At 72.0% G+C, this 17,310-nt stretch carries 16 protein-coding genes; 8 read left to right on the top strand and 8 right to left on the bottom strand.

From position 1 onward, the window contains the following. Positions 1-75: 75 nt before the first annotated feature. The 4 genes from JYK17_RS00265 to JYK17_RS00250 all read right to left on the bottom strand — a co-directional run bounded on the left by JYK17_RS00265 (position 76) and on the right by JYK17_RS00250 (position 4,817). A complete protein-coding gene (locus JYK17_RS00265; protein ID WP_222809511.1) occupies positions 76-1,434 on the bottom strand; it encodes a vWA domain-containing protein in 1,359 nt (452 codons plus the stop codon). Next, positions 1,431-2,663, bottom strand: coding sequence for an AAA family ATPase (locus tag JYK17_RS00260; protein ID WP_128803858.1), 1,233 nt, complete (start codon positions 2,661-2,663; stop codon positions 1,431-1,433). Before JYK17_RS00260 ends, JYK17_RS00265 begins: the two co-directional genes overlap by 4 nt. Before the next feature lie 143 nt (positions 2,664-2,806). Continuing rightward, entirely contained in the window at positions 2,807-4,243 is a 1,437-nt protein-coding gene (locus tag JYK17_RS00255) for a hypothetical protein (protein ID WP_128803859.1), read from the bottom strand. Between the two features lie 133 nt (positions 4,244-4,376). After that, positions 4,377-4,817, bottom strand: a complete 441-nt coding sequence (locus JYK17_RS00250; protein WP_108010136.1) for a winged helix-turn-helix transcriptional regulator — start codon at positions 4,815-4,817, stop codon at positions 4,377-4,379. A gap of 150 nt (positions 4,818-4,967) precedes the next feature. Between JYK17_RS00250 and JYK17_RS00245 the strand changes: the two genes are divergently transcribed. Continuing rightward, positions 4,968-5,864, top strand: a complete 897-nt coding sequence (locus JYK17_RS00245; RefSeq protein WP_108009489.1) for an aldo/keto reductase family oxidoreductase — start codon at positions 4,968-4,970, stop codon at positions 5,862-5,864. A 191-nt stretch (positions 5,865-6,055) separates the two neighbouring features. After that, the gene (locus JYK17_RS00240) at positions 6,056-7,261 is read left to right on the top strand and encodes a cysteine desulfurase-like protein (RefSeq protein WP_222809510.1); all 1,206 of its coding nucleotides are present in this window, start codon (positions 6,056-6,058) and stop codon (positions 7,259-7,261) included. A gap of 142 nt (positions 7,262-7,403) precedes the next feature. Here the strand turns inward: JYK17_RS00240 and JYK17_RS00235 are convergent, their stop codons facing one another. Beyond that, the gene (locus JYK17_RS00235) at positions 7,404-8,201 is read right to left on the bottom strand and encodes an SDR family NAD(P)-dependent oxidoreductase (RefSeq protein WP_108009485.1); all 798 of its coding nucleotides are present in this window, start codon (positions 8,199-8,201) and stop codon (positions 7,404-7,406) included. An 87-nt stretch (positions 8,202-8,288) separates the two neighbouring features. Between JYK17_RS00235 and JYK17_RS00230 the strand changes: the two genes are divergently transcribed. Beyond that, positions 8,289-9,140, top strand: a complete 852-nt coding sequence (locus JYK17_RS00230) for a helix-turn-helix transcriptional regulator (RefSeq protein ID WP_128803861.1) — start codon at positions 8,289-8,291, stop codon at positions 9,138-9,140. 73 nt (positions 9,141-9,213) lie between these two features. Here JYK17_RS00230 and JYK17_RS00225 read toward each other — a convergent pair whose 3' ends face one another. Next, positions 9,214-10,095, bottom strand: a complete 882-nt coding sequence (locus JYK17_RS00225) for an ornithine cyclodeaminase family protein (RefSeq protein ID WP_206660268.1) — start codon at positions 10,093-10,095, stop codon at positions 9,214-9,216. A gap of 207 nt (positions 10,096-10,302) precedes the next feature. On the opposite strand from JYK17_RS00225, the gene JYK17_RS00220 reads away from it, so the two are divergent. Then, positions 10,303-11,478: an NAD(P)/FAD-dependent oxidoreductase gene (locus JYK17_RS00220; RefSeq protein ID WP_222809509.1), complete on the top strand. Its 1,176-nt coding sequence runs from the start codon at positions 10,303-10,305 to the stop codon at positions 11,476-11,478. 49 nt (positions 11,479-11,527) lie between these two features. Here JYK17_RS00220 and JYK17_RS00215 read toward each other — a convergent pair whose 3' ends face one another. Next, positions 11,528-12,154 carry a TetR/AcrR family transcriptional regulator gene (locus JYK17_RS00215; protein WP_128803863.1) on the bottom strand — a complete coding sequence of 209 codons (627 nt, stop codon included), beginning with the start codon at positions 12,152-12,154 and terminating at the stop codon, positions 11,528-11,530. Between the two features lie 58 nt (positions 12,155-12,212). On the opposite strand from JYK17_RS00215, the gene JYK17_RS00210 reads away from it, so the two are divergent. The 4 genes from JYK17_RS00210 to JYK17_RS00195 all read left to right on the top strand — a co-directional run bounded on the left by JYK17_RS00210 (position 12,213) and on the right by JYK17_RS00195 (position 16,295). Beyond that, positions 12,213-12,899 carry a class II aldolase/adducin family protein gene (locus tag JYK17_RS00210; protein WP_108009475.1) on the top strand — a complete coding sequence of 229 codons (687 nt, stop codon included), beginning with the start codon at positions 12,213-12,215 and terminating at the stop codon, positions 12,897-12,899. Beyond that, positions 12,896-13,834 (top strand): carbohydrate kinase family protein, encoded by a 939-nt coding sequence (locus tag JYK17_RS00205; RefSeq protein WP_108009473.1) that lies wholly within the window; start codon positions 12,896-12,898, stop codon positions 13,832-13,834. Before JYK17_RS00210 ends, JYK17_RS00205 begins: the two co-directional genes overlap by 4 nt. Positions 13,835-13,966: 132 nt before the next feature. Continuing rightward, positions 13,967-15,526 (top strand): MFS transporter, encoded by a 1,560-nt coding sequence (locus JYK17_RS00200; protein ID WP_234547405.1) that lies wholly within the window; start codon positions 13,967-13,969, stop codon positions 15,524-15,526. A 109-nt stretch (positions 15,527-15,635) separates the two neighbouring features. Next, positions 15,636-16,295, top strand: a complete 660-nt coding sequence (locus JYK17_RS00195; protein ID WP_181362403.1) for a DinB family protein — start codon at positions 15,636-15,638, stop codon at positions 16,293-16,295. Here the strand turns inward: JYK17_RS00195 and JYK17_RS00190 are convergent. After that, on the bottom strand, positions 16,246-17,040 hold the full coding sequence (locus JYK17_RS00190; protein WP_234547404.1) for a LuxR C-terminal-related transcriptional regulator: 795 nt from the start codon (positions 17,038-17,040) through the stop codon (positions 16,246-16,248). The two genes, JYK17_RS00195 and JYK17_RS00190, sit on opposite strands and share 50 nt — an antisense overlap. Positions 17,041-17,310 lie beyond the last annotated feature (270 nt).

Below are 17,310 nucleotides of genomic sequence, written 5' to 3'. Positions count from 1 at the left end.
ACCACTTCGTAGCCGTCAACTGCGCTCCGTGACCGCTTCGTGGCCGCTTCGTGGCATTCGACGCGCCACGGACCGCTACCCGATGTTCACCACCCGTGCCCAGGCGGGCGGCGCCGTCGGCACATAGCCGGGATCGTCCTCGTCCGCGCCCGTGGACCACGGGCGGGGGAACAGCCCCACCACCGTCCGGCACGCCGGTCGTGCGGCCGGCCACGGGGTCTGTCCGTCGGTCAGCACCACGACCACGTCGGGCTGCGGATGCGTGCGCAGCGCCTTGGCGAAGCCCGTGCGCAGATCCGTGCCGCCACCGCCCAGCAGCGGAATCCCCTCGGCCCGGCACAGCGGATGCGCGATCCGGGCCGCCGCGTCGCACGGCACCACGGTGACCAGGTCGCGACGGCCGCCCACGGCACGCGAGATGGCGGTGACCTCCACCAGCGCGCTGCCCAGCTCCGTATCGCTGACCGAACCGGACGTGTCGATGATCACCGTCACCCGTGGCGGTCTGCGCCGCAGACTCGGCAGGACGACTCCGGGCAGCCCGGCCGCGCGCCGCGAGGGCCGGCCGTAGCTGTAGTCCTCGCCCGCGCCCGGCGCCGAGGCCGCCGAGCGGACCGCCGCTCCCAGCAACTCCCGCCACGGCTGCGGCGGATGGAACGCCTCCTCGGCCCACCGCTTCCACCCCTTCGAGGCGCGGCCCGGACGCCCCTTGAGACCTTCCGCCACCCGGAACCGCACCGCGTCCTGCTCCTGCGCACTCAGCCCGTGCGCACCGTCCGGACCGAGCTCCCACTCCCGGTCCAGTCCGTCGGCACCGCTGCCGCAGTCCAGCCAGGCCATGCTCAGCGTCCGCGCGCCCAGCGTGAACTGCCGCAGATAGTCCTCCATCAACTCCCCCTCGGAGAGCCCCAGGACGGCCGGCTCCACCGCGCCCTCCGGCCGGGGCAGCCCGTCGCCGTAGACGTCGTCGTTGATCTCGCAGTCCGCGGCGATGTTCATCCGCAGGCGTTCCCCGGGGCCGGTCAGCCCGCGCTCGCGGGCGACGCGGTCACCGCGCCCGTGGTGGTCGCGCAGCAGATGCGACGCCTCGTGCACCCATACGCTCGCCAACTCCTCCACCGGCATACGGTCCACGAACGCGGGCGAGACGTAGCACCGCCAGTACCGGTCCACGGCCATCGTCGGCACCTGCCGCGACTCGACGGTGTGCAGGGCGAACAGCGCGGTCGCGAGATAGGGCCGTGCGCGGGCGGCGTACAGACGGGCAGCGAAGAGCTTGTCGAGGTCGAGTCCGAGGGCGGCGGGTGTGGCCGGGGGCGCGGGGGTTGCGGGGGGTGCATCTTCCGTCGCGGCCGGTGCATCGGGCTGTTCGCGTACTCCGGGATGTTCGCGTACCCGCGTCGCGGCCGGTGTCCCGGCTTCGGCCCTGCTCATCGGCCCGCCTCCGCGGAGAGGGCGGCACGGGCCGCCGCGTGGTCCGCGCGCCGGGACACGGAGACCGCTCCGGCGAGTTTCTCGATCGCCGCCGGTACGTCCCAGTCCTCGCGGCGCAGCGTGGCGAGTGTGGTCGCAGGGACGACGACCAGGTCCGGCGCCCCGGTCTCCAGCGCATGGACCAGGAGTGCCCACGCCGCGTCCCAGCGGGACCTCTCCGGCCGGTTGCGGACCGCGGCCACCACGCCGTCGAGCACCGCCTGACGCAGATCGCCCCGCTCCGGCAGTTCGACAGCCGTCGGGTCGGCGAGCAGCACCTCGGGGTCGGGCAGGTCCAACCGGTCGAGACTGGCCAGGAGTTCGAGCCCGGGCCCGTCGCCCACGGTGCCCCGCACCAGCAGCGCGAGCACGTCCCGGGAGGAACCGGCCGCGGTCGCGAAGGCGATCAGGCTCAGGGTCATCTCCCAACTCCGGGGCGACGGCCAGGCACCCCCGCGACGGGTCTCGTTGGTGGGCAGCTGATGCACCAGCTTGGGACGCGCGGTGAGCAGCGCGCACACGGCGCGACGGGCGAAGTCCACCGCCTCAGGCAGCTTCTCGGGGGAGAGGCGGGGCAGCGCGGCGCGCGGCCAGGTGCCGGCGAGCCCGCGCACGACCACCTCGTGGTCGTGGGTCCACTGCAGGTGCACGAACCGGTTGGCCAGCGGCGGGCTCAGCTCCCAGCCGTCGGCCGCCGAGGACCGCGGGTTGGCGGCGGCCACGATGCGCACGCCGGGCGGCAGCCGGAGGGCGCCGATCCGCCGCTCCAGTACGAGCCGCAGCAGCGCTGCCTGCACGGCGGGCGGTGCGGTCGACAGCTCGTCCAGGAACAGCAGCCCCCGCCCGGCCCGCACCAGCCGAACCGCCCAGTCCGGCGGGGCCATCGGGATCCCCTGCTCCGCCGGATCGTCCCCTACGACGGGCAGCCCCGCGAAGTCGGACGGTTCGTGCACGCTCGCGATCACCGTGGTCAGCGGGAGGTCCAGCGACTCGGCGAGCTGCGTCAGGGCCGCGGTCTTGCCGATCCCCGGCTCACCCCACAGCAGCACCGGCAGGTCGGCCGCCACGGCCAGCGTCAGGGCTTCCAGCTGGATGTCGGGGCGGGGTTCGGTCGTGGTGTCACGCAGGAGGGTCAACAGGTCGGCGGCCACGTCGAGTTGAGAAGGGGCGGGCAGGGTGTGAGCAGGCATGTTTGATCACCGTGGGTATGTAGAAGACGGGTGGAGGCCGGGGTGGTGCGAGGGAGCAGCGCCGGGTGAGGGGTGGTTCAGCGGCGGGTGAGGGGTGGGTGCAGCGGTGAGTGCGTCGTGGTTCGGCGGCGGGTGAGGGTGGTTCAGCGGTGGGAGGCGTGGCGCGGATGCGCTCGGTTGTCCCGGGTGCGGCACGGGTCGTCGGGACGCAGACGTGGAGGCCGGTGGGCGGTGCCGATCAGGCCCGCCCGGAACAGGCCGTAGGTGATCCGGCGTTGGGCGGCCGCCTCGAGTTCGGCCCGCAACGGGCCATCGCGCAGCACCGCTTCGGGCCCGAGCAGCCCCTCCACCACGGCCAGCGCACCGGCGATGTCGCCGTGGTCGAGGCGTTCGCGGACACCGGTGAGACAGTCCGGGCGCCGGTGTGCTTCGTCGATCGCGCGCAGACAGGGCAGCGGCGTACCGGTCAGCGCGACCAGCAGTTCCTCGCGCCGGATCTCGTCCGGATCGTGGTCGAGCGGGGCGAGCACCCCGTCGACCAGACCGATCCGGTGCGGTACGCCACGGCAATCCACCAGGCGTGGGGCTTCTGGCAGTTCGGCAGGACCGGCCGGTCCGGGCGAGTGGTCCGGAACGAGCGCGGCGGCGACCAGCGGATGCAGCCGACCGGGTTCGATCGCACCGGCGCGCAGCAACTCCACGTCGGGCGGAACCCAGGTCGCCGCGTCGGGGAGCACCGGCAGTGAGGAACCGTGCCCCCGTTCGGACTTGGCACTGTCTGCGAGCCGTACGACAGGTGCCCGCCCCGCGGACGGTACGTCCAGAACCAGCCGGTGCCGGCCCCCGAGCCGTACGAGAACGGAACCGCCCGCCTCCTGTCGCCCCTCGGCGCGGAGCACGATCCCCGCCTCGGCGGCCCAGCGGTTCAGGGCGCAGCGATCCCGGTGGGGAACCGTCTCCGGCAACTCCGGCAACTCCGGATCCGACAACTCCCTTTCAGACAACGCGCGTTCGTGGTCGACCGGCCGATCAACCCCTGACCGCGAGCGCAACTCGTCGGCCCTGCTCGCGTCCCACAGATGCCGGTGCAGGTCGAGACGGAAGCGTCGGCCGGGGCGAGGATGCGGATGGCGGCGGGCGTACGCCTCGGGGTGGGAACCGTCCCACAGACCGAGGCTGATGCGCTGTCCGGCGTCCGCCCAGGCCGGTGGTGTCCGGACCACGAGGTGCAGTGGACCCGGCTCGTCCCGTTCCGCTGCGGCGTAGCGGGCCAGGGCGATCGTCAGACCGGGTCGCAGCAGCCCGTCGGGAGCGATCCTCGGCATGTGCCAGCGCAGCAGGTCGGGCGCCAACTGCCGTAGATCGGCACGCACTTGGGCCATGAGCGCACGGCCGTGACTGTGTGTCAGGGAACGCAGGCTCAGGTCCACGTCCATGCCTGCGGCGGAGCACGCGCCTGCCCAGTCGCCGACGCGGCGCCGGGCGGTAGCGGTCTCGATCATGGAGGGCGGCACGGCGAACTCGCGCACGCGCGGCCAGAAGGAGAGGGAGGAATCCCCGTTCGCGGTGTGAGTGGCCATCAGCACTCACCTTGCGCGGACGGGACCCCCAATCTGGCAACAGAATGAGTAGTCATCGGCGGGAGCGTAACCCCACCCGCGCCCGAACCGCCAGACATTTTCGATCAGGCCGTCGTCCTCGCCCGCCCCCGCATCAAGCTCGTGCGTCGTGCTTCTCGCGGTTGGCGAGGACGTGGTCCATGTTGCTCTGCGCCCACTCGCGGAGCCCGCGCGTCATGTGGTGGAGCGAGAGGCCGAGGTCGGTCAGCTCGTAGGTGACGGTGACGGGGACCGTCGGCGTCACAGTGCGGGTGAGCAGGCCGTCGCGTTCGAGGGCTCGTAGGGTCTGGGTCAGCATCTTCTGGCTGACGCCGGCCAGGAGCCGGGCGAGCTCCGAGTAGCGCATGGCCTTCGGGGTGCGGGCCTCGCCGGACTCTTCGGACGCCTCACCGGCCAGCGCGCACAGGATCAGCACGACCCACTTGTCCGAGATCCGGTCGAGCAGCTGACGGCTGGGGCACATGGCCAGAAGCGCGTTGTACTCCGCTTTGGTCTGCGCCTTCTTGCCGGTCTTTGTCGTCTTGCCGTCCTTCATCGTCGTCACCGAGGTCGCCTCTCACTCTCAGGGGTAGCTACGCACTTCATAGTGCCTACTTCCCGGCAGGAAGTAACTCCCCAACACTGATGCAAGGGGGTCGGAGCGACCCCACCCCGCTTGGTGTGACAAGAAGTGAAAGGCACCGTGATGAACACGCCCTCCGCATCATCCCTTCCGGGCGGAAGATCATCCCTTCCGGGCGGAAGCTGGACGCTGGGTGACTCGACCGTCACCCGGTTCGGATACGGCGCGATGCAGCTCGCCGGCCCATGGGTCATGGGCCCGCCCGCCGACCACGACGGCGCCCTGGCCGTCCTGCGCGAAGCAGTCGACCTCGGGATCACCCACATCGACACCAGCGGCGCCTACGGACCGCGCGTCACGAATGAGCTGATCCGCGAAGCGCTGCACCCGTATCCGGAGTCGCTGTTCATCGCCACCAAAGTGGGCGCGACCCGCGACGCACAGGGCGGCTGGCCTACGGCCCGGCGCCCCGAGGACCTGCGCAAACAGGTCCACGAGAACCTCGAGTCCCTCGGCGTCGACACTCTCGACCTGGTCAACATGCGCATGGGCGATGCCCAGGGCACCCGGCCCGACTCGATCACCGAGGCATTCGAGACGCTTGCCGAGCTTCAGCGAGAGGGCCTGATCCGGCACCTCGGCGTCAGCAATGTCACGCCGGAGCAGGTCGCCGAGGCGCGCGGTATCGCCCCGATCGTGTGCGTGCAGAACATGTACAACCTCGCCCACCGCCATGACGACGATCTCGTGGACCGCCTCGCCGCCGATGGCATCGCCTACGTGCCGTTCTTCCCCTTGGGAGGCTTCACGCCGCTGCAGTCCGAGGCCCTCTCGAAGGTCGCCGGTCGGCTGGGGGCGACGCCGATGTCGGTCGCGCTGGCCTGGCTGATGCAACGCTCGCCGAACATCCTGCTCATTCCCGGTACGTCGTCCACCGCCCATCTGCGCGAGAACATCGCCGGCGCCGGACTCTCCCTGTCCGGCGAGGATCTGGCCGAACTGGACGGCATCGGCCGCTGAGCGAAGCGGATCGCTGACCGGGCCGGGCAACTCCTGCCACCGCGCACAGCCCCCGACGCGTGGTTGCCACGTCCCCGATGATCGCGCAGGATCGTTGCTCCGGCCCGGTAGCGAAGGCGGCAACAGGCAGCACGTAGCGACAGGCAGCGACGCGTAGCGACAGGCACGACAGGCAGCGACAGGAGCTTTCCGTGACGTACGACATCACCGCCATCCGCTCCCAGTTCCCTGCCCTCGCAGCCGGAACGGCGCACTTCGACGGCCCGGGCGGCACCCAGACCCCGCAAGCGGTCATCCGCGCCATCGCCGACGCGATGTCCCAGCCCCTGTCGAACCGTGGACGGATCGCGCCGGGGGAGCGCAACGCCGACGCCATCGTGACCGGGGCGCGCCGGGCCATGGCGGACCTGCTGGGCGCGGACCCCACGGGGATCGTCTTCGGCCGCAGCGCCACCCAGCTCACCTACGAGTTCTCCCGCACCCTCGCCAAGACCTGGCGGTCCGGCGACGAGGTGGTCGTCACCCGCCTCGACCACGACGCCAACATCCGCCCCTGGGTGCAGGCCGCAGCGCAGGCCGGGGTCACCGTCCGCTGGGCCGAATTCGACCCCGCCACAGGGGAGTTGACCCCCGACGACATCCGCGCCGTGCTGTCCGGACGTACCCGCCTGGTGGCCGTCACCGCCGCCTCCAACCTCATCGGCACCCGGCCCGCGGTCCCCGAGATCGCCCGCCTGGCGCACGAGGTGGGGGCGCTCTGCCACGTCGACGGCGTCCATCACGCCGCGCACTCCCTGGTCGACCTGGAACAGCTCGGCGCGGACTTCTACGTCTGCTCCGCCTACAAGTTCCTCGGCCCGCACCACGGAGTCCTCGCCGCCCGGCCGGAGTTGCTGCACACCCTGCGCCCGGACAAGCTCCTGCCCTCCTCCGACGAGGTCCCCGAGCGCTTCGAACTCGGCACGCTGCCCTACGAGTTCCTCGCGGGCACGACCGCCGCGGTCGACTTCCTCGCCGGACTCGACCCGGACGCCACGGGAACCCGCCGCGAGCGCCTGAACGCGGCCTTCACGGCGCTCGAAGGGCACGAGGACGGCCTGCGCACACAGCTCGACAAGGGCCTGTCCGCCCTCGACGGCATCACGATCCACTCCCGGGCGGCCGACCGCACCCCCACCCTGCTGCTGACGTTCGACAACCGCTCCACGACGGACGCGTACGCCTTCCTCGCCCAGCGCGGCGTCCACGCCCCCTCGGGATCGTTCTACGCCATCGAGGCCTCCCGCCACCTCGGCCTGGGCGACACCGGCGGCCTGCGCGTCGGCCTCGCGCCCTACAACAACGCGGAGGACGTCGACCGGCTGCTGACGGGGCTGTCGGAGTTCCTGGCGTCCTGATCGGGAACGGGCCGCCGCCAGAGCCTCGGACCTCAACTCGACACGTGCGCAGCCGAGTTACCGCCCATTGCGCCATTGCGACACTGCAAGATTGCGACATTGCGCACCCTGCCGCGCCCGGTACGCGAGCCGATCGCGCTGCTCAGGCCCTGATGCCGCCGTCGACGCTCAGGACCGTGCCGTTGACGTAGGAGGCCCGGTCGCTGAGGAGCCAGGCGGCGGCCTCGGCGATCTCCGCCGGGTCGGCGGCGCGGCCCAGCGGGGTCTGGGCGGTGAGCTGGTCGACGATGCCGGGGGAGTCCGCCTCCCACTCGTCGATCATCTCGGTGAGCGTGGTGCCGGGCGCGATCGCGTTCACGCGGATGCCCTCGGGACCGTAGGTCGCCGCGGCCGACGCGGTGAGGCTGTTGACCGCCCGCTTCGCCGCCCCGTACACCGGCAGCCAGGGGTTGGCCATCAGACTGCCGACGCTGGAAGTATTGACGATCGCCCCGCGTCCCGCGGTCGCTCGGATCGCGGCGACCTCGGCGTTCATGGCCAGCCACGGGCCCTTGAGATTGACGGCGAGCACATGGTCGAAGTCGGCCTCGGGCAGCTGGTCCATCGGGCCGGGCCGCTGGATCGTGGCACCGTTGTTGAAGGCCACGTCGAGCCGGCCGTACAGCTCCACGGCCCGGTCGACGGCGGCGCGCACGCTCGCCGGGTCGGCCAGGTCGCAGCGGACGTGGTCGGCCGTGCCGCCGACCGCCCGGATCTCCTCCACCACCGCCTTGAGCTGGGGTTCCGTACGCGCCGCGAGCAGCACCCGGGCACCCTCGCGGGCGAACAGCCGGGCCGCGGCGGCACCGATGCCACGGCCGGCACCGCTGATGAAGGCGACCTTGCCGGCGAGGAGCCCGCGGGTCGTGGTGGAGGGGGTCGTTGCAGTGGTCGTATCCATGCCGACCAGCCTGTGCCCGGCCTGGCGGCGCAGCCAGGCACCGGCAGTACCTGGCTCGGTCCCTCGCCGTGCGCGCACACTGGAGCGGTGGACCGACGTGAACTGGCCGACTTCCTGCGCAGCCGACGCGAGCGCATCGCCCCCGCAGACGTGGGCCTGCCCGCCGGGCCGCGCCGCCGCACCCCGGGGCTGCGCCGCGAGGAGGTGGCGCAGCTGGCGTACATCTCCACCGAGTACTACACGCGCCTGGAACAGGCCCGCGGACCGCACCCCTCCCGCGAGGTGCTCGCCCAACTCGTGCGCGCCCTGCGCCTGTCGGACGCCGAACGCGACCACCTGCACCATCTCGCGGGCGTCCCGCCCGGCCCCGCGCCCGGCCCTTCGCGTGAAGTGCGGCAGAGCGTCGTCGATCTGCTGCACCGGCTGCCGGACGCCGCCGCGATCGTCATCTCGGCGACGTACGAGATCATCGCCTGGAACCACCTGGCCACCGCCCTCATGGAGGACTTCTCCGCGCTCGACCGCCGGGACCGGAATCTCGTACGGCGCGCGTTCCTCGGTCCGCACCAGCCGGGCCGTCGGCTCTACGGCGTCTCGGACGCGGAGGAGTTCGTGCAGTCCTCGGCGCAGCATCTGCGTGCCGTCGCGGCGCGCTACCCCGACGACCCGGAGGTGAGCGCGCTGGTCGGTGAACTGCTCGACGGCAGCGAGGAGTTCGCCCGGCTGTGGGCCGCCCACGAGGTGGCCGCCGCGCCCACCCTCTGCAAGACCTTCGAGCACCCCCTCGTCGGACCGGTCACCGTCACCTGTGACGTCCTCGACATCACCGACCGCGACCAGCGCGTGGTCATCTACACCGCCGCACCCGGCTCACCGTCCGAGGAGGCACTGCGGCTGCTGTCGGTGGTCGGTACCCAGCGCATGGACGTCCCGGGCTGACGCGAGGCGCGTCACGCGTGGGCGCTCGGCAGGCTCCCGCTTGCGGAAGGCTCCCGCTGGACGACCGTCGGCGTCATGAGCGAGATGCCTCGTAATGGGCCGCCGCGACCACCAGGTCCTCCCAGGCCATTCCCACGCTCTTGAACAACCTCGGCCGCCCCGGCGGCAGTTGGGCCCTGTCCCGCACGACGTCGGCGAGACCCACCAGCGCGCCGGGATCGAGCGCACCCTCCTGGACGGCCAGTACGACGTCGCCGGCCTCGCGCAGTGCTGCCGACGCCGCCTCCACGACCACCGTGGAACGGCCGACGGCCCTCCCGTCGACCTCACGGGCGTCCGGCTCGTGCGAACCCACGGCCACGACGGTCGCGGTCGGGCGCAGCAGCGAGCCGTCGAACAGCGGGGTGCGCGCCGTGGTGCAGCACGCCACGATGTCGGCCCGGGCCACGTCGGCGGCCTCGCCGACCCGCGCCCCGACCCCCTCGGCGAAGACCCGCGTGCGCTCGGCGTCCCGGCCGACGACCACGACCTCCTCGACCGGCCGCACACACCGCAGCGCCTCGATGTGCGACCGTGCCTGCGGCCCCGTCCCGAACACCACGACACTGCTCGCGTCCGGTGCGGCGAGCGCGTCGGCGGCCACCGCCGACACCGCCGCGGTCCGGACGGAGGTGAGCGCGATCCCGTCCAGCAGGGCCAGCGGGGTGAGCGTGCCGCCGTCCAGCAGAAGGTAGCTGCCCTGGATGCGTGGCAGACCCAGGGCCACGTTGCCCGGCGCCACGGTCACCAGCTTGACCCCGGCGTACGAGCCCCACTGGGCGGGCATGAGCAGCAGCTGACCGTGCTCGACCGGCACGACCGAACGTGGCGGACCTGCCTCCGGGTCGAGCCCGCCGAGCAGGCTCGCACGCAGTGCGCCGATGGCCGCCGCCATCGACGGCGCACCCTCCACCATGGTGATCACAGCTGAATTCCCTCCTCGCTCGCCGACCGTGCCCGACCCGGCTCGACCGGGCCCCGCCCACCATGGCAGCCGCACCCCCGCGTCAAGGCACCGACAGGGCGGGTGCGGCAACGGTTCATGGACGTCACAGGCCGGACTGCGTCACGATGACGGACAGACGACCGATCAGCGTCTCGCCCCCCTCTGAAGGGACGGCCCTTGTCCTCCTCACCCACCTTCCGCTCCGTTCCGGCCACCGCAGAAGTCGTGATCATCGGCGGTGGCGTGATGGGCACCAGCGCCGCGTTCCACCTCGCCGAGGCCGGGGTGAGCGACATCGTCGTGGTCGAGCGCGGCGAACTGGCCTGCGGCAGCTCGGGCAAGCCGATCGGCGGGGTCCGCGCCCAGTTCTCCGACCCGCTCAACATCGAGCTGGGCAGCCGGAGCCTGCGCGCCTACGAGGACTTCCCGCGCCGCCCCGGCGCGGACATCCGCCTGGACACCGTCGGCTATCTCTTCCTGCTCACCACCGAGCGGCAGGCCGCCGACTTCGAGTCCGCCGTCAGGACCCAGAACGCGCTGGGCGTCCCCACCCGCATGATCACCCCGGACGAGGCCCGCCGCCTCTGCCCGTACGTCAGCACCGACGGGCTCGTGGCCGCAGCCCACTCGCCGACCGACGGACATGCCCGTCCCGTCCTGGTCGTGCGGGGCTACGCCGACGCCGCCGCCCGGGCCGGCGTCACCTTCGCCACGCACACGACCGTCACCGGCCTCGACACCACCGGCGACCGTGTCACCGCCGTCCACACCGACCGCGGCCGTATCGACTGCGCCACCGTCATCTGCACCGCCGGCGCCTGGTCGGCGCGGATCGGCGACATGGCCGGGCTCCATCTGCCGGTGCGGCCGGTGCGCCGCCAACTCGCCTTCACCGAACCGCTCGTGCCCCCGGCGCCGCGCATCCCCTTCACCATCGACTTCACCTCGTCGGCCTACTTCCACAACAGCGACGACGGCCTCCTGTTCGGCCTCGCCGACCCCCGCGAGCCCGACGGCTTCGACACCACCTGGACACCCGAGTGGCTGGAGCTGTTCCGCGAGGCCCTACGCCAACGGGCCCCGGAACTCGCCGAGATGAGGGCCGCGGGCGGCTGGGCCGGCCTCTACGAGATCACCCCCGACCACAACGCCCTGATCGGACGCTCCGGCGAACTCGTCAACTTCCTCTACGCCACCGGCTTCTCCGGCCACGGCTTCCTCCAGGGCCCCGCCGTCGGCGAGATCCTGCGCGACCTGCACCTGGAGCGCGAGACGTTCACCGACATCTCCCCGCTGAGCGCAGACCGCTTCCGGACCGGCGCCGCGACCCGCCCCGAAGCCCACGTGGTGTGAACCCCGGCACCCGTTGGCCGCACGCCAGTTGCAGCCCCTTCTGCCTCCCTCACCCGCGCGCCGCGATAGCCGTGAGATACCCCCGCAGCATGACCTTGGCCTCCTCCAGAAGCCCCGCATCCCCCTCCGCGTCGCGGCGGAAAGCCTCCTGGGCGAGCGCGTCGGCGGCCAGGACCGCGGCGTGGCAGGACCGGGTGAGCCGCTCGTCGTCCTGGGCGAGGCCGAGGGAGAGGAGGATGCGGCGGATTCCGTCGGCCATACGGCGCTTGTGCTCCCGGTCCGCGGTCCGGGTCCGCACGGTCAGACCGCTGCCGAACCACAGGGCACGGAAGCCGTGTTCGGCGCGGTAGATCGCGGCGAACTCGTCGACGAGAGTACCGACCGGGTCATCCCAGTGCCGTGCGGTGGCCGCCTCGACGAATCCGTCCATGGCGGCTTCGAGTTTGGCGAAGTAGCCTGCCGCGAGGGCGTCGATGATCGCCTCGCGGTCGGGCAGGTACTGGTAGAGCGAGCCCACCGACACCTTCGCCCGTGCGGCCACGCGGGTCGTGGTGAGCGCCTCGACGCCCTCGTCGATCAGCAGGCGCTCGGCGGCCCGCAGCACCCGGGCCAACCGGGCCTTGCTACGGGCCTGTTGGGGGGTGCGGCGCAGGTGCGCGGCGGACGGCTCGCCCACGAAACAACCTCCGAATGTGAACGTGACATTGTTTCACCTTTAGGTTAGGTTCCCGCATATGACCGACTCAAGCGCGGTGCTGGGTCAGGAGCGGGCCGCCGTGGCGGACGCCTGCCGCCGGCTGGGCGCCGAGGGCCTGCTCATCGGCACGGCAGGGAACGTCAGCGTGCGCGTGGAGGACCGGGTCGCGATCACCGCGACCGGAGCCGTGCTCGCCCGACTCACCCCGGAGCAGGTGACGGTGGTCGACCTGGACGGCAAGATCGTGGCCGGGACGCTGGAGCCGACCTCCGAACTCGACCTGCATCTCGGCATCTACCGGCACTACGGCACCGGCGCGGTCGTCCACACCCACGCCCCGATGGCCACCGCCCTGTCCTGCGTACTCGACGAACTGCCCTGCGTCCACTACCAGTTGCTGAACCTGGGCGGTACCGTGCGCGTCGCGCCGTACGCCACCTTCGGCACCCCCGAACTGGCCGAGTCGGTGCTCGGTGCGCTGGAGGGCCGCAGCGCCGCCCTGATGGCCAACCACGGCGCGGTCACCCATGCGACCACCCTCGACAAGGCGGTCGAGCACGCCCAGTTGCTGGAGTGGGCCTGTGGCGTGTACCAGCACGCGGCCGCCCTCGGACCGGTGCGGACCCTCGACGAACACCAGCAACTCGCCGTCGTCGAGGCCGCGATCGCCCGCAACTACGGCACCACCCACCCCGTTCCACCCGCGCAGGAGGGAAACCGATGAGGGCACAGCTGGTCGTCACGTTGGGCGTGCACGTACTGGACGTACTGGTACGGCCGGTGGAGGAGATCCCCGAGGGCCAGGGCGCCACACTCGTGGAGGACATCCGGATGACCGCCGCCGGAACGGCCGCCGGCACCGCGCTCACCCTCGCCAAGCTCGGCGCCTCGGTGCGCACGTCCGGCGCGATCGGCACCGACCCGACCGGCGACCTGCTCATCCAGCTGCTCGACCGGGCGGGCATCGACACCGAGTTGCTCGTCCGCCGCACCGACACCTCCACCTCCGCGACCGTGCTGCCCATCCGCCCCAACGGCGACCGCCCCACCCTCCACCTGCTCGGCGCCAACATCACCTACGGCCTCGACGACGTGCCCTGGGACGCGATCGCCGAGGCCTCCCATCTCCATCTCGGCGGCCCCGAGCTGATGGGCGCCGAGGTCGCCGCGCGCATCCTGGCGCATGCCCGGGAACACGACGTGGTCACCTCCGTGGACCTCCTCGCCCCGGGCGAGCTCGGCACCTACGACCAGATCGAACCGCTGCTCCCGTACGTCGACTTCCTGCTGCCCAACGACGACCAGGTCCTCGGCTTCAGCGAGGAGCAGGACCTCGTCACCGGCGCGCGGAAGTTCCTGGCGGCCGGCGCCGGTCTCGTCGCCGTCACGCGCGGCGGCGACGGAGCGCTCCTGGTGACGCCGGACGGCACCGACACGGTCCCCGCCTTCGACGTGGACGTCGTCGACACCACCGGCTGCGGCGACGCCTTCTCGGCCGGTTTCCTGCGCGGCATCGGCCTCGGCCGCACCCCGCGCGAAGCCGCCGTCCTCGGCAGCGCGGCGGCGGCACTGGTGGCGCAGGGGCTCGGCACCGACCACGGCGACTTCGACCTGCCCGAGGCGGACGAGTTCGCCATGACCCACAAGACCCGTACATGAGCCATGAGCCCAGCACGACGGCGGGCTCCCGCGCAGCCGTGAGCGCGGTGACCGCCGCCGAGTGGTGACGGTCACCGGGGCAGCGTACGGTCGGACAGTGGACGCCACCGTCCACTGAGAGCGCGACGCACCATGAGCACCAGCCCACAGCCAACGCCCGCAGCACAAGCCACCGCCCAGGAACCGGGCAGCGGCGGACACGGCCTGGCGCTGCTCGTCATCGCCTCCTGCCAGCTGATGGTGGTCCTCGACATCACCATCGTGAACATCGCGCTGCCGCACATCCAGAGCGCCCTGGACTTCTCCACCACCAACCTGTCCTGGGTGGTCAACGCCTACACCCTCACCTTCGGCGGCCTGCTGCTCCTCGGCGGCCGCACCGGCGACATCCTGGGCCGGCGGCGCATGTTCGTCTTCGGCGTCCTGCTCTTCGCGCTGGCCTCCCTGCTGGGCGGGTTCGCGCAGAGCTCCGGACAACTGCTGGCCGCACGCGCCCTGCAGGGGGTCGGCGGTGCCATCGCCTCGCCGACCTCGCTCGCCCTGATCAGCACGACCTTCCGCGAAGGCCCCGAACGCAACCGGGCGTTCGGCGTCTTCGCCGCGGTCTCCTCGGGCGGCGGCGCCATCGGACTGCTCGCGGGCGGAATGATCGTCGAGTGGCTGAACTGGCGCTGGGTGCTGTTCGTCAACGTGCCCATCGGCGCGCTCATCGCCCTCGCCGCACCCCGCGTCATCAAGGAGTCCGAACGGCACGCCGGCCACTTCGACATCGCCGGCGCCCTGACCTCCACGGTCGGCATGGTGCTGCTGGTCTACGGCTTCATCAGAGCCGCGCAGGAGGGATGGCGGGACGCGCTCACCCTGGCCTCGTTCGCCGCCGCCGTCGTCGTACTGGCCGGGTTCATCCTGATCGAGCGCCGGTCCCCGCAGCCCATCACGCCGCTGCACATGTTCGTCGACCGCAACCGCGCGGGCACCTACGGGATCATGCTGAGCCTCTCCGCCGCGATCTTCGGCATGTTCTTCTTCCTCACGCTCTTCGTGCAGGACGTGCTCGGCTTCAGCCCCCTGCAGGCCGGGCTGGCCTTCCTGCCGGTGAGCCTGGTGATCGCCGTCGGCGCGGGCCTCGCGTCGAAGTTCCTGCCCAGATACGGTCCCAAGCCGTTCATGGTGCTGGGCGCCGTCCTCGCCGCGGTCGGCCTGGCCTGGCTGACCCTGACCGACGTGGACTCCACCTACGCGGGCAGCATCCTCGGCCCGATCCTCATCTTCGGCCTCGGCATGGGCATGCAGTTCGTGTCGCTGACCCTCATGGCGCTCTCCAACGTCTCCGTCCGGGAGACCGGTGCGGCCTCCGGACTGCTCAACGCCACCCAGCAGGTGGGCGGTTCGCTGGGCCTGTCGATCCTGGTCACGATGTTCGGCACGGCCAGCACCAACGAGGCGCACGATCAGATCCCGCGCTTCCTGGCCCAGGCGACCCCGGCCGAACGGCTGCGTTTCCGGCACACGGGACAGCTCCCGAGCCCCTGGTCCGACAAGGTCCTCACCGCCGGTGTCTCGGCCGCCTTCGTCATGGCCGCGATCTTCACCGTGATCGCCGCCCTGATCGCCCTGTTCGCCATCCAGGTCCGCCCCTCCGACCTGGAACGGCTCAAGGGCGGAATCGGCCCGGGACAGGGCCAGGGCTGAGACCGGCGACGGAAAACGAGAGGCGGGCCGCCGCCCGGTCGTGCCAGGCTGGCGGACCGGTCGGTCCGGGTCCCTCCGGGCGCCGTCGGACCTCGCCAAGGGAGTGTCGGTGACCTCATCGCGCCTTGCCCCGCTGCTGGACCAGTTCGACTTCGCCTGCGAGCGCCTCGCCGCCCGTCTGACGGGGCCCGTGATGGACAGCGGGGACGGCTCGGACACCGAGGTCGCTGCCCTGACCGACGAGGAGTACCTCTGGGAGCCCGTACCGGACTGCTGGTCCGTGCGGCGGCGCAGGGACGGGCCGGGACCCCGAGCGACGCACCTGGCCGGCCGGGCCGACAGCCCCTGGGGACGCGACGCCGCGCCCTACCCGCACCCCTGGCCGCCGCCCTTCACCACCCTCGCCTGGCGGCTGAGTCATCTGAGCGAGATGCTCTGGCTCCGCGCCGACCACACCGCGGGCAGCCACCGCCTCACCCGCGACGACTACGTGGTCAGCGGCGACGCCGCGGCAGCGCTCACCGCCTTCGACACCGGCGTCACGGCCTGGCGCAACGCGCTGCTGAGCACCGACGACACGGCGCTCGACACGGTCGGCCACTGCACCTATCCCCACGGCAGCGACCCGGAGGAGCCGTTCGTCGACATCGTGTGGTGGGTCAACCAGGAGGTCCTGCACCACGGCGCGGAGATCGCCCTGCTGCGCGACCTGTACCGGCTCAGGGACCGGGGACCAGCCCCAGCTGCTGCGCCCGCAGGACCGTGCTGATGCGGTCACGGGTGCCGAGCTTGCGGTAGATCTTCTCGATGTGCTTGTGGACCGTACGGTCGGAGATGCCGAGCCGGCGCCCGATCGCGGCCGCGGTCAGGGCCTCCGTGAGCAGCAGCAGAACCGTCAGCTCCCGGGGCGTGAGCGCGCAGTCCGCGGCGACCTCAAGAGTGGAGCCCCCGGCAAGGGACGAAGCAGTCGCCCGCCGCAGGCGCTCCAGCAGTTGCCGCTGCTCCTCGACCGCGGCCAGCAGCGGTTGCAGCTGCTGGGCCGTGCGTACGTGGTCGTCGGTGAAGTCCTTGCCGGAGCGGTAGACCATGCACCCGGTGATCGGCGTCGTGGTGCCCGGCAGCGGAATCGCCAGCACATCGTCCGCGTCCATGACGTCACCGATGAGCCGTGCCGTCGGGCTCACCGGCCACGCGCGCCCGGCGGTACGGCTCGCCGTCAGGGGTGTCCGGTCGGTCCCGGCCGCGTAGCGCGCCACGAACGGATACCCCGCACGCAACAGGCCCACGTCCTTCTCCGCGAGCCCTTCGAACGCGGCGGTCAGGGCCGGCGGCAAGCCGACCGTGCCTTCGGACTCGTTCCAGTCGTCGAGCTTGTAGACCATGGTCTCGCCGCCGCACAGACCCGGCAGCGCGCCCGCCACCAGCGGCCACAGCCGCTCGGGCTCCCGTTCGTTGAGCGCGGCGACCGCCACCGACAGCATGCGTTCCCGGGGATCGCCCGGCACCTGAGTCACGTTCCTCTCCGCTCGTCCGCCGCGTACGCAGTTGTCCCCATACCGGCGACGCCCACGCTGCCCGAGACTTGATCCGGGCAACAGCGTCGTTCTCGGATGTACTCCAGCACACCGGCCCGACGCAGGCCGCAGCGGGGGAGCTCCCGGCGCCAGGGGGGACGCCGCGAAGTCTCCCCACCGTGCGGGGCCGCCGACGCGGGGGAGCGGCGGCCCCGCACGACTCATCGCCGCCAGATCCTCCACGGATCGCCACCCCGGCCGATGCCCGGA

The sequence above is a fragment of the Streptomyces plumbidurans genome (genome assembly GCF_019857225.1).
In the GTDB taxonomy this organism is placed as follows: Bacteria; Actinomycetota; Actinomycetes; order Streptomycetales; family Streptomycetaceae; genus Streptomyces; species Streptomyces plumbidurans.
Note: the sequence above shows the minus strand (reverse complement) of the source record. Positions and strands in the feature narration are given on the sequence as shown.